12 protein-coding genes are annotated in these 11,995 nt (G+C 68.5%); 1 reads left to right on the top strand and 11 read right to left on the bottom strand.

Annotated elements, in window-relative coordinates:
• From AX729_RS33965 to AX729_RS33950, 4 genes are all read right to left on the bottom strand, one after another.
• On the bottom strand, window positions 1-1,005 hold a 1,005-nt coding region (locus tag AX729_RS33965), incomplete at its 3' end, for a cobyrinic acid a,c-diamide synthase CobB (RefSeq protein WP_061028604.1).
• Window positions 1,005-1,787, bottom strand: coding sequence for a precorrin-4 C(11)-methyltransferase (cobM, locus tag AX729_RS33960; protein ID WP_061028603.1), 783 nt, complete (start codon window positions 1,785-1,787; stop codon window positions 1,005-1,007). The genes cobM and AX729_RS33965, both read right to left, overlap by 1 nt.
• The gene (locus AX729_RS33955) at window positions 1,784-2,152 is read right to left on the bottom strand and encodes a cobalamin biosynthesis protein (RefSeq protein ID WP_061028601.1); all 369 of its coding nucleotides are present in this window, start codon (window positions 2,150-2,152) and stop codon (window positions 1,784-1,786) included. Before AX729_RS33955 ends, cobM begins: the two co-directional genes overlap by 4 nt.
• Window positions 2,149-3,330 (bottom strand): bifunctional cobalt-precorrin-7 (C(5))-methyltransferase/cobalt-precorrin-6B (C(15))-methyltransferase, encoded by a 1,182-nt coding sequence (locus AX729_RS33950; RefSeq protein WP_061028599.1) that lies wholly within the window; start codon window positions 3,328-3,330, stop codon window positions 2,149-2,151. The genes AX729_RS33955 and AX729_RS33950 overlap by 4 nt, the downstream gene beginning before the upstream one ends.
• On the opposite strand from AX729_RS33950, the gene AX729_RS33945 reads away from it, so the two are divergent.
• Window positions 3,329-4,075 (top strand): cobalt-precorrin-6A reductase, encoded by a 747-nt coding sequence (locus tag AX729_RS33945; RefSeq protein WP_061028597.1) that lies wholly within the window; start codon window positions 3,329-3,331, stop codon window positions 4,073-4,075. The two genes, AX729_RS33950 and AX729_RS33945, sit on opposite strands and share 2 nt — an antisense overlap.
• Here the strand turns inward: AX729_RS33945 and cobJ are convergent.
• The 7 genes from cobJ to AX729_RS33910 are packed head-to-tail and all read right to left on the bottom strand — an operon-like array spanning window position 4,051 to window position 11,958.
• Window positions 4,051-4,785, bottom strand: coding sequence for a precorrin-3B C(17)-methyltransferase (gene cobJ, locus AX729_RS33940; protein ID WP_061028595.1), 735 nt, complete (start codon window positions 4,783-4,785; stop codon window positions 4,051-4,053). The genes AX729_RS33945 and cobJ overlap by 25 nt on opposite strands.
• A complete protein-coding gene (locus AX729_RS33935; RefSeq protein WP_061028593.1) occupies window positions 4,782-5,513 on the bottom strand; it encodes a precorrin-2 C(20)-methyltransferase in 732 nt (243 codons plus the stop codon). Before AX729_RS33935 ends, cobJ begins: the two co-directional genes overlap by 4 nt.
• A gap of 2 nt (window positions 5,514-5,515) precedes the next feature.
• Window positions 5,516-6,145 (bottom strand): precorrin-8X methylmutase, encoded by a 630-nt coding sequence (locus tag AX729_RS33930; protein ID WP_061028591.1) that lies wholly within the window; start codon window positions 6,143-6,145, stop codon window positions 5,516-5,518.
• A complete protein-coding gene (gene cobG / locus AX729_RS33925; protein WP_061028590.1) occupies window positions 6,145-7,308 on the bottom strand; it encodes a precorrin-3B synthase in 1,164 nt (387 codons plus the stop codon). Before cobG ends, AX729_RS33930 begins: the two co-directional genes overlap by 1 nt.
• Window positions 7,305-10,553 carry a cobaltochelatase subunit CobN gene (gene cobN / locus AX729_RS33920; protein ID WP_061028588.1) on the bottom strand — a complete coding sequence of 1,083 codons (3,249 nt, stop codon included), beginning with the start codon at window positions 10,551-10,553 and terminating at the stop codon, window positions 7,305-7,307. Before cobN ends, cobG begins: the two co-directional genes overlap by 4 nt.
• Window positions 10,553-11,587, bottom strand: a complete 1,035-nt coding sequence (gene cobW / locus AX729_RS33915) for a cobalamin biosynthesis protein CobW (protein WP_061028586.1) — start codon at window positions 11,585-11,587, stop codon at window positions 10,553-10,555. The genes cobN and cobW overlap by 1 nt, the downstream gene beginning before the upstream one ends.
• Window positions 11,584-11,958, bottom strand: coding sequence for a DUF1636 family protein (locus AX729_RS33910; RefSeq protein ID WP_061028619.1), 375 nt, complete (start codon window positions 11,956-11,958; stop codon window positions 11,584-11,586). Before AX729_RS33910 ends, cobW begins: the two co-directional genes overlap by 4 nt.
• Window positions 11,959-11,995: the final 37 nt, after the last annotated feature.

Below are 11,995 nucleotides of genomic sequence, written 5' to 3'. Positions count from 1 at the left end.
GCCCAGCACCATATAGCCTCCGCACTCGCCGTGGACCGGCCGGGTCTCGGCGAAGGCACGCAGGCCGCTGCGAAAGCGAGTATTGGCCGCGAGCTTGCCGGCATGCAGCTCGGGATAGCCGCCGGGAAGCCAGCAGACGTCGGCGCTCGCGTCAGGCAACTCATCGGCAAGCGGCGAAAATGTCGAGATATCGGCGCCCGCTGCGCGCCAGGCTTCAAGCATGTGTGGATAGACGAAGGAAAAGGCCGCATCGCGGGCCAGCGCAATGCGCTGACCGGGCGGCGTGACGTTCAGGCCGTTCTTCGCAATTTGCGGCGACCAACGCGCGGCCGACTGCAGCACGGCATCGAGATCGACGTGCTCGGCGACGAAGCGCGCGGCTTCGTCGATCAGCTTTCCGATCTCGGCCTGCTCCTCGGCCTGCACCAGGCCGAGATGGCGCTTCGGCAGGCTGATCTCGGCATGACGCGGCAGCGCGCCGAACACCGCGATGCCGATGTCGTCAAGCGCACGCCGCACGAGATCTTCATGACGCGGACTGGCGATGCGGTTGAGCACGACGCCCGCAAGGCGCACGCCGGCGCGATAATCGCGAAGACCTGCGGCGATAGCCGCCGCAGTCTGCGCCTGCCCGGAGGGATCGATCACCAGAACCACCGGCCAGCCGAGCATCTCCGCAATGTCAGCGGTGGCGCCGGTGCCGCAGACGCCGCGCGCGGCGACGCCGTCGAACAGGCCCATCGAGCCCTCCGCAAGCACGACGTCGGCGTCCGCGCCGCGGCTGACGAGATGCGCGATGGTGCCGCGATCCATCGCCCAGCTATCGACGTTGACGGAGGCACGCCCCGTCGCGGCGGCGTGGAAGGCGGGATCGATATAGTCCGGCCCGCTCTTCAAGCACTGCACGTTCAGGCCGCGATTGCGCCAGGCGCGCGCGAGCGCCAGCGTCAGCGTGGTCTTGCCGACGCCGGAAGCCGGCGCAGAGATGACGAGCCCTGTGGCCATCACGATGCCTCCGGAAAGCGCGGCTCGGCGCCGACCGGCCGATAGCGGCGGTCGTAATCGGCGGCATAGAGACGGCTCTCGTCGAAATCCTCCGAGCCAAGCGTCCTGCCGACCAGGATCAACGCGGTGCGCTCCATCTCGCTGCTCACAGTCGCTTCGAGCGTGCCGAGCGTCGCGCGAACGATGCGCTGGCCCGGCCAGCTTGCACGCCAAACGATCGCGACCGGGCAATCGGCTCCGTAGTGCGGCGTCAGCTCGGCGATGATCTTGTCGAGCAGATGGATCGACAGATGGATCGCGAGCACCGCGCCCGTCGCGGCGAACGCAGCGAGCTTCTCGCCTTCGGGCATCGCGCTGGCACGGCCCGGCGTGCGGGTCAGCACCACCGTCTGAGCGAGACCGGGAAGCGTCAGCTCGGTCTCCAGTGCCGCTGCAGCAGCCGAGAAGGAAGGCACGCCCGGTGTCACCGAATAGGGAATGCCCAGCGCGCGCAGGCGGCGGAGCTGCTCGCCCATCGCCGACCAGATCGAGAGGTCGCCGGAATGCAGCCGCGCGACGTCCTTGCCCTCCGCATGCGCCGCGGCGATCTCCGCGATGATCTCGTCGAGCGAGAGCGGCGCGGTGTTGACGATGCGTGCACCGGGCGGGCAATGCGCCAGCACACCCTCCGGCACCAGCGAGCCCGCATAGAGGCAGACCGGAGACGCCGCGATCAGATCTCGGCCGCGCAGCGTCAGCAAATCGGGCGCGCCAGGGCCGGCGCCGATGAAATGCACGGTCATACGCCGTCTCCTTCGGCGATCGCGGCGGTCGCGGTGCGATCCTGCGAGACGACCCGTGGCGCAATCAGCCGCGCGCGGGGACCGGCCGCGGCGAGCGCCGCGGCCTCGGCAAGCGATCCGGTCCCGAACTTTTCCACGACGAGTTTTGACTGCGTCGCCGTGTCGATGCCGGCCAGCCTCTCGGCCGGAACGGCCCTGATCGGCACACCGCATTCCTGCGCGAGCTGCTTCAGCGCCGCCGCCTCGGCCTTGTCGCTGACGGTCGCAAATGCCGCAAGACCCTCGGAGCCGCCGGCTCTAGCCAGCGCCTCGCGCAACGAGGCGAGCGTCACATCTTTCTTGAAGCCGAGCCCGGCGACCTTCATCGCACCGCACTCCATTGCACCACCGGCCGCGTCGCCTCCCAGGAGCGATAGCGACCGAGCGGAGCCGCATGCGCGATCTCGACCCGCATCAGATCGCCACCATGGCGCTGGTGCAGCTCGCCGAGCAGCGCTTCCGTCTCCAGCGTGACCGAATGTGCAACGAACCGCGCTCCAGGCGAAAGGCGCGCCCAGATAGCATCGAACATCGCGCCATCGAGGCCGCCGCCGATGAAGACGGCATCCGGCGGCTCCAGCGCAGCAAGGGCTTCGGGCGCCTTCCCCGAAACGATGACGATCCGATGCGCCAATCCGAACGCGGCTGCATTGCTGCGGATGTTGGCCGCGCGATCTTCGCGCAGCTCGATGGCCGTGGCCGTCCCACCGCACAATCCCCATTCCACCGAAATCGAACCCGAACCGGCGCCGACGTCCCACAGCCGTTCGCCGGGCCGCGGCGCCAGCGCCGAGAGGGCGAGCGCGCGCACCGGCCGCTTGGTGATCTGGCCGTCATGGACGAAGAGATCGTCCGGCAGGCCCGAGCTGCGGGGAATGCCTTGTGCTCCCCTCGCCTCCACAGCTATCGCGACCAGGTTCTCAGTGAGATCGCCCGCAAAACTGTCGGCATGATAGTTCCGGATGCTCTCGCGCGGCCCGCCGAGCGCGGAGAGAATCCAGAATGTCGAGGCGCCCCATCCGCGTTCGCTCAGCCATTTCGCGAGATCGCCGGCCGCCTTTCCATCACGCACTAGGCATAGGATGCGCGCTCCGGGCGCAAGATGCGGCACGAGGCGTTCGAATGGTGCGGCATGCAGACCGAAACAAATGACGGACTCCAGACGCCAGCCCAGGCGCGCGGCGGCGAGCGAGAATGTCGACGGAGCCGAATGCGCAATCCATTCGCCGGCATCGAGCTTCTCGGCAAGGCTAGCACCGGCCCCGTGCCAGAACGGATCGCCGGAGGCGAGCACCGCCGTGGGCCGGCCACGGCAACCCAGCACGACATCCGCGTCAAACGGCACCGGCCACGGACGGCCGCGGCTGCCGATCTCTGCAAGCGCGAGGTGCCGTTCGCCGCCAAAGATGGTTTCGGCCGTGGCAAGCGCCTTTCGACTTGCTTCCGACAGGCCCGCGAGGCCATCTTCGCCGATACCGATGATGGTCAGCCAGGGATCAGACATGACGCGCGCCCTCATTCTGGGCGGAACGAGCGATGCGAGCTTGCTCGCGGCGGAGATCGCGCGTGCCGGCATCGACGCCATCTATTCCTATGGCGGCCGCACCCGCGCGCCGGCCGACCAGCCGCTGCCGACCCGCATCGGCGGCTTTGGTGGCGTGAGCGGCCTTGCCGACTACATTCGCCGCGAAAATATCACGCATGTGATCGACGCGACGCACCCCTTCGCGGCCGGGATGAGCCGGAACGCGGTCGCGGCGTGTGCGGAAACCGGCGCGCCGTTGATCGCGCTGGAACGCGCGCCCTGGACGAGAACGACCGGCGATAACTGGATCGAAACGCACGATGTCAACGCGGCAGTCGCCGCGCTGCCTGACGCGCCGACAAACGTGTTCCTCGCCATCGGCCGCCAGCACATCGCGCCGTTCGCGAGCAAGCCACAGCATGCCTACACGTTGAGGTTCGTCGATCCGCCAGAGGCGCCCCTGCCCTTCGCCGCTGATGTAATCGTGTCGCGTGGACCGTTCACGCTTCAAGGCGAGCTGGAGATGCTGCGCGCGCGCGCCATCGCCTGGATCGTTGCCCGCAATTCCGGCGGCGACGGCGCACGCGCCAAGATCGACGCGGCTCGCATGCTCGGCTTGCCCGTGATCATGATCTCCCGACCGCAACTGCCGGGGCGACTGCGGGTCGAGAGCGTGGCCGAGATCATGCAATGGCTCGGTCATCGCACCTGCCTCGGCGCGTAGACCCACCGGCCGACGCGGCGCGTCTGCGAGTTGCCGACGATCACGAGCGTGCGCATGTCGGCCATTTCAGGCGTCACTTCGTTCAGCGTGACGGTCTCGATCCTTTCGTCAGCCGTGCTGATCGCGCGCGCGAAGATCACCAGGCGCCCGCCGCAGCCGGCCTCGCGAAGCGCCGCAAGCGCGCGGCCAAATCCTTCCGGCCGGCTGGCCGAGCGCGGATTGTACATCGCGATGGCAAAATCGGCTTCTGCGGCGAGGCGCAGGCGCTTCTCGATCACCGCCCACGGCTTGAGATTGTCGGAGAGATTGATCGCACAGAAATCATGACCGAGCGGCGCGCCGGCACGCGCGGCCGCCGCCAGCATCGCGGTGATACCAGGCAGCACGCGGATCGGCAGCGCCTGCCATTGCGGCGCCTGTTCCAGCGCCTCGAACACGGCCGACGCCATCGCGAACACGCCGGGATCGCCGGAGGAGACGACGACGACCTGGCCGCCTTCGTCCGCGAGACGCAGGGCCTCTCGCGCGCGCTGCAACTCCTCGCGATTGTCCGACGGGTGCAGCCTGAGTCCGGCCCGCGGCGGCACGCGGGCGACATAGGGCGCATAGCCCAGGATGTCGGTCGCGGCCGCGAGCGCCGCCGAGACTTCCGGCGTCACCATCGCCTCGCTGCCCGGCCCGAGGCCCGCGATGGTCAGCGTGCCCGTCATTCGGCGGCGTCCAGATGCCGGCCCTTGCCGTGCACGAGCACGATCGCGAAGTACGGGCAATCGGCAGCATCGATCTCGGCGAGCCGCGCGACACGTTCGCCCGGCATGGTGCCCCGCTCGACCAGCCAGGCATCGTCCAGCCGGCCGGCGGAGGCGAGCGCGCGGCGCACCTTCGCGAGGTTGCGCCCGGTCTTCATGATCACGAGCGCATCGGAATCGCGCATGCGCCGTTCGAGTTCGTCTTCGCCGAGCGTGCCCATCAGCACCGTCGTCACGTCGTCGCCGAGCGCGATCGGCTGTCCGACGCCGTTCCAGCAGCCGACCATGCCGGGAATGCCCGCGATGACCTCGATCTCGACGCGGCCTTGCAGGCGCGTGTGCAGATGCATGAAGGAGCCGTAGAAATAAGGGTCACCCTCGCAGAGCACGATGACATCCACCGCGCGCGAAAGCCGCGCCAGGCGCTCCGCCCATTCGTCGTAGAAGCCGGCGAGCAGATTGACATATTCCGGGCTCGCGAAGGCGATCTCCGTCGTCACAGGATATTCCATCGGATATTCGGTGACGTCGGAAGCCAGCATGCCTTCGACGATGCGCCGCGCCTGGCCCGGCCGGCCCTTCTTGCGGAAATAGGCGACGTGCTTGGCGGCGCGCACCGTACGGTCGGCGCGCACGCTCATCAGATCAGGATCGCCGGGGCCGAGACCGCAGCAGATGATGCGTCCCATGACTATTCGCTCCGGCTCGCCAGCGCGTTCACGGCCGCGACCGTGATCGCGGAGCCGCCGAGGCGGCCTTCGACCGTCAGCGCCGGCGCAGGCGGATCGGCCATCAGCGCGGCCTTGGACTCGGCGGCGCCGACAAAGCCAACCGGGCAGCCGATGATCGCGGCCGGCCGCGGGCAGTCGCGATCCTCCAGCATGTTGAGCAGATGAAACAGCGCGGTCGGCGCGTTGCCGATCGCGACGATCGCGCCATCGAGATGCGGCCGCCACAGCTCCAGCGCCGCGGCCGAGCGTGTGTTGCGCATGGATTGCGCGAGCGCAGGGACGGACGAGTCTCCGAGCGTGCAGATGACGGCATTGGCCGCGGGAAGTCTCGCGCGCGTAATGCCCTCCGAGACCATGCGCGCGTCGCAGAGGATCGGCGCGCCCTTGCGCAGGGCCGCGCGCGCGAGGGTCGCCATGCCCGATGTGAAGCGGATATGCGCCTCCAGGCCGACCATGCCGGCGGCGTGGATCATGCGCACCACCACCGGTTCCTCGTCGGGCGTAAAGCGCGCAAGATCGGCCTCGGCCCGAATGGTCGCAAAGGATTGCCGGTAGATCGCCGCACCGTCGGTCTCGTAGGTGTGCGGCATCAGTGTCCTCCGACCAGGATGGAGGGATCGCTGACGATGTCGGCGCCGTCGAGCCCGCGCAGCACCGGTTCGTCGCGCGTCGAGCCGTCACGAACGAGATCGAATCCGGCGTGCGTCGCAATCAGCGTGACCGCGGCCGCACCGGAATGCGCACAGCCTTTGCCGCAGCCGGAGACGTGGAGCCGCGCATCGGCGGCGATGCGCGGCGCAAGCGCCGCCGCGAGCGCGCGCGTATCGGCATGGGCTTCGCGGCAGCGTGGCGCGCCGCTACAGGCGATGACGCGCAGCGCCGGATCATGCGGCTCGGTGATGAGGCCCGCCCCATTCGGCATCTCCCGCTTGCCCTCGCTGAGCACCATCCGCCAGGGAGTCATACGCAGGGCATGTCCGCAGCCGGCGAATTGATGCAGCGTCGAATGCAGCATCTGTCCGAACGCGACGCCGACCATCGCGCCTTGCGGATAATGTCCGGGCCGCGATGCGGCCATCACGGGCGCGGGCTCGGTCTCGCCGCGCAGCGATTGAGGCAACGCCGCGCCGGACGCGACGTGGGCTGCCATGCGCCCTCGCCCGCCGCTCGCGCCGCCGGAGATGATGAACCAGCTTGCGAGCGCCAGCGCCGTGCTCACGGCCTGTCCGCGTGCGACGGAGCGGCCGAGCCTTGCGCCGTCGGCCCGCACCAGGAGGCGGCCCGACCGATCGCGCTCGATGCGTATGTCGGCGGAATCACCGGCCAGCACGCGCGACCTTCCGTCATCGATGGCGAAGCCGAACTTGGTGGGAAGCGCGAGGCCGGAATCGGCAAGCGCCTCCTCGAGTTCCGCGGCGAGCGACTGCGTCTCGTCGCCGTTGCTCCAGAACGGCGTCACCAAGATGTTGCGCCTGGCTTCGACATCGGCGTCGGGATCGAGCAACTGAAGTTGCGCAAGGCCATCGAGCAATGGCCGATGGCTCTCCTCCTTGACGCCCCTGATCTGGAGATTGGCCCGGCTTGTGACGTCGATCAGGCCATTGCCGAAACGTTCGGCCAGTTCGGCCAGACCTGAAATCTGTGGTGCTTCAAGTCGCCCGCCAAACGGACGCACGCGCACCACGAACCCGTCGCCCGACAGCATCGGGCGCAGCGCGCCGGGACACCAGCCCTTGACCGTGGCCGCGCTCATGAGGCCTCCCGCAGCGCCGCCGCAATCGAATTGCGGCGGGTTCGCCAGAGTGAGGCTTCGTGCAGGCGCGTGAAGCAGTTCTCCATCGCGGCGAGCGCTAACGGATTTTCGCGGGCCATGAAGGCGCGGACGTCCTCGTTGCCGAGTGTCGCATCGTAATAGAGGTCGAACAGATGCGGCGGCACGGCGCCGGCGAGATGCGCGAAGGCAGCCATGTGCTCCAGCGTCGCGGTGATCTCGGCGGCGCCGCGAAACCCGTGGCGCATCATGCCGGCAATCCAGGCCGGATTGGCCGCGCGTGCCCGGACGACACGCGAAATCTCCTCCGGCAGCGTGCGCGCGTGCGGCTTGCCGGGCCTTGTCGCATCGAGATGATAGAGTGACGGCGAGCCTGCACCGAGGTGAGCTGCAGCCGCAGCGACGCCTGCTTCATGAGCGGCATAGTCGGCCGCGAGCAGCAGATCGGTTTCGGGTAGGTCCTGCACATGGACGAAAGCGTCGGCAGACGCGAGCCGCTGTTCGATGCCGGCGCGATCCGGCTGCATCGCGCCATCTGCCGAGAAGGCCCAGGATGATGCGGATAGCCAGGCCTCGCCCGCCGCATCGCGTGTCTCGGCCGTGAAGGCATCAGGGATCGCCGACAGGCCGACGCCATAGTGTCCAGGGCGCGGGCCGAAGACGCGTGACGCGCGGTGACGGTAAGGGTTCTCCTCGCCCTCCTCCGCACGGCCCGCGAGCGCCTCGGCGGCAGCTTCGAATAATTTTGCCAATCCGGAGAAGACGTCGCGAAACAGGCCCGACACGCGCAGCGTGACGTCGATGCGGGGGCGGCCGAGCTCGGCCGGCGCGACGATGTCATAGCCGGTGACGCGGCCAGAGGCGTGATCCCAGCGCGGCGCAAGGCCGGCCAGGTGCAGCGCCATCGCGAACTCCTCGCCCGCCGTGCGCATCGTTGCCGAGCCCCAGAGATTGACGATGAGGCCCTTCGGCCAGTCGCCATGATCCTGCAAGTGACGGCGGAGCAGCTCTTCCGCAAGCTTGATGCCTTGCGCATGCGCGGAGGGCGTCGGCACCGCGCGCGGATCGACGGCGAAGAGATTGCGCCCGGTCGGCAGCACGTCCTGGCGTCCGCGATAGGGCGAGCCTGACGGCCCCGGCGCAACGCGCCGGCCTGCGAGCGCGGCGCGCAGCGCATCGCGCTCGGCCTCGCCACAGGTGCCGCGGCCGAACACGTGCAGGCCGTCGCCGAACTGGCTCTCCTTGAGATCACAGACAAAGCGATCAATCCGAGGGATCGCTTCGGCCGGTGCGGCCGATGCATCGAGGCCGAGATCCTCTTCAAGGCCGGCGGCACGGGCCTCGTCGCGGATCGCAGCGATCAGGCGCCGGCGGCGGGCGGGATCGAGACCGTCGGCAGTCGAATATTCGTCCAGGAGTCGTTCGAGCCGGCGCAGGCCTTCCGGCACAGCGGATGTTTCGAGCGGCGGCGGCAGATGGCCGACCGTGACGGCACTGAGGCGCCGCTTGGCCTGCGCGGCCTCGCCGGGATCGTTGACGATGAAGGGATAGATGATTGGGAGATCGCCGATCAGGGCTTCCGGCCAGCACGCGTTCGACAGCGCCACCGATTTGCCGGGCAGCCACTCCAACGTGCCATGCGCGCCCATGTGCAGGACGGCGTCACACCCCTGCTGCCTGAGCCAAAGATAGAAGGCGACGTAAGCATGGCGCGGGGTACGGGCGAGATCGTGATAGTCGGCATCGCGTGAGGCCGCTTCGCCGCGCTCGGGCTGGACCGCAATGATCGACCGGCCGCACCGGATGGCAGCAAAATGGAACGCGCCATCGCGGCAGCTCGGATCGTCTTCCGGCGCGCCCCAGGCCTGCGCGAGATCGTCCTGCAAGGATTGCGGCAGGTACGAGAGCGCAGCGTGATAATCGGCGACGCTCCAGGTCAGATTCTGCGTCAGCAGCGTCTCGCCGAGCGCATGGACTGGCGCAACATCGAAGCCGACCTCCGCGAGATCGGACACCAGGGCCTCGACCGATGCCAGCGCATCGAGACCAACGGCGTGCGCGATCTGGTGCGGCCGGCCCGGATAGTTCGAGAGCACGAGCGCCAGCCGCTTCTCGCCGGCCGGCTTGTCCGCAAGACGCCGCCAGGCCGCGACGCGTGCGGCGACAGCCGCCACACGCTCCTCGTCAGGCCTGTGCGCCAGATGCGAGAATTGCAGATCAGGATCTCGCTCTGCAGCGGACTTGAAGCTCACCACGCCCGTGAACAGGCGGCCGTCGACCTCGGGCAGCACCACATGCATCGCCAGATCGCCGGGCGACAGGCCGCGCAGCGAGCTCGCCCAATCCTCGCGCCGGGCCGTGGAGAGCGCGACCTGAAACACGGGCCACGGCGCGGCGTCGAACGGCGTCGTGCCATCGTCGCCGATCGCGGAGAACGCCGTCGCATTGACGATCGCCGCCACGGGATTTTGCGCGAGATGCCCGCGCAGCCAATCGGCGACGCCCGGGGCCTTCAGGGAGGTGACGAACACGCCATAGGCGTCAAACCCCTTCTCGTGCAGCGCTGCGATCAGGGCGTCAACCGGGCCGGTGTCCGCAGCAGTGAGATAGGAGCGATAGAACGTCACCAGCGCGCGCGGCTTCTCCTCGGCACAAGCCGGCGCCGCAATGACGCCTCGCGCGGGGTCGTAAAAGCCCATCTCGGGCAAGGTCATCTCGCCGACGACCGGTCCCGCGTAAAGCCCCGAGGCCAGCGCAAGCTGCGCGATCGCGGCTTGCGCCGCGACGGGACCACCGGTGTCACACAGCACCTTCAGCCGCCGCAACGTCGAGACCGGCAAGGTCGAGTACGCATCGAGCCGCGTGTCGTCGCGGCCATCGGCCGGCAGCACGGCGAGCACGATGTTGCGATCCTTCGCCAGTTGCTGGAGGGCCGCAAGCCCATAGGGCCAATAGGACTCACCGCCGATCAGCCGCACCAGAATGCCGCGCGCCTGCGACAGCGTGCGTTCGACATAGGTGTCGACCGACAACGGATGACGGAGCTCGGCGAGATTGGCGAGCCGCAGCGATGGCAAGCTGTTTCGGCCGCGCTGCCAGCCGGCGGCGAAGGCGGCAAGATCGGAATCCGAATACGAGAGCACCACGAGATCGGCCGGGTCCTGGCCGATGTCCCTTGGCGTCGCAGTCTCCTCGAGACCGCGGCTCTCGCGGAAGACGACGTGCATCAGAGACCTAGTCCCGCCTTGATTGCCGCCTCGTCGATATCGCCGTGCTCGCCGATCACGACGAGCTTGGACTGCCTGACACCTGGGCCCCAGGGCTTGTCGAACTGATGGCGCACGCGCTCGCCGACCGCCTGCAACAACAGGCGCATCGGCTTGCCCGCGACCGCGATATAGCCCTTGACACGCAGCACGTTCTGCTCGCGCGCCAAACGCTGGACCGACGCGACCAGCGCATCGATATCCGCGACCTCCGGCAGATCGATCACGACGGAGGCGAAATCGTCGTGCTCGTGCTCCTCCTCGCCGTCGTGATGCGACGGGCGCGCGGCGAGATCGTTCTCGGCGGCGGCGCCAAGGCCGAGGATGACGCGCGCATCGATCGCACCGTCGGTGACGGGGAGCATCGGCACGCGACGCGGCATCTCGGCGGTGATCGCCGCCTTGGCGGCTTCGATTCCCGCGGCGCCCGCGAGATCCGCCTTGGTCAGCAGCACGATGTCCGCGCAGGCGATCTGGTCCTCGAACACCTCCGACAGCGGCGTCTCGTGGTCGAGATTTTCATCCGCCGCGCGCTGCGCTTCGACGGCAATCGGGTCCGGCGCGAAGCGGCCGGCCGCGACGGCCTCGGCATCGGCCAGCGCGATCACGCCATCCACCGTGATGCGCGAGCGGATCTGTGGCCAGTCGAATGCCTTCAGCAGCGGCTTGGGCAAGGCCAGGCCCGACGTCTCGATCAGGATGTGATCGGGCCGCACCGGGCGCGCCAGCAATTGCTCCATGGTCGGAATGAAATCGTCGGCGACGGTGCAGCAGATGCAGCCATTGGCGAGCTCGACGATGTTCTCCTCCGGGCAGTTCGCATCCGCGCAGGACTTCAGGATCTCGCCGTCGACGCCCTCGCTGCCGAACTCGTTGACGAGCACGGCGAGCTTCTTGCCATTCGCATTGGCGAGCAGATGCTGGATCAGCGTGGTCTTGCCGGACCCGAGGAAACCGGTGACCACCGTGACCGGAACTTTTGCGAGCGAGTTCATTCGGCGGCCTCCGGCACGACGGCAATGGGGGGAATGCGGGCGAGCGACTGCTTGCGGAAGATTTCCGGGCGGCTGCGCCAGGGCACGACGCCATCCGGTGCGGCGGCATAGGCTGCGGCGCCCGCGACCACGTCGCGCGCGTTCGTCTCGGAGAGCCGGCCATAGACATAGGACCAGCGGCCGGGCGCGCTGAGCGCGACGGAGCAGCCCTGGCTGCACGCCGACAGGCATTCGACGGGAACCACGGTGACGCCCTCGGGCACGCCGGCCTCGAGGATAGCACCATGCAACCGCTGGCCGGGCGGGACTTCGCCCTCACCAAGCGTCTGGCCGGCACGGCAGGTAATGCAGACGTGAAGTGTGACCGTCATCGCCTCTTCCAGAATAAACAGCGGGAGGCGAAGAGGC

The sequence above is a fragment of the Bradyrhizobium sp. CCH5-F6 genome, from assembly GCF_001556045.1.
In the GTDB taxonomy this organism is placed as follows: Bacteria; Pseudomonadota; Alphaproteobacteria; order Rhizobiales; family Xanthobacteraceae; genus Bradyrhizobium.
The sequence above is the reverse complement of the archived record's forward strand: the minus strand, read 5'-3'. Positions and strand labels throughout refer to the sequence as shown.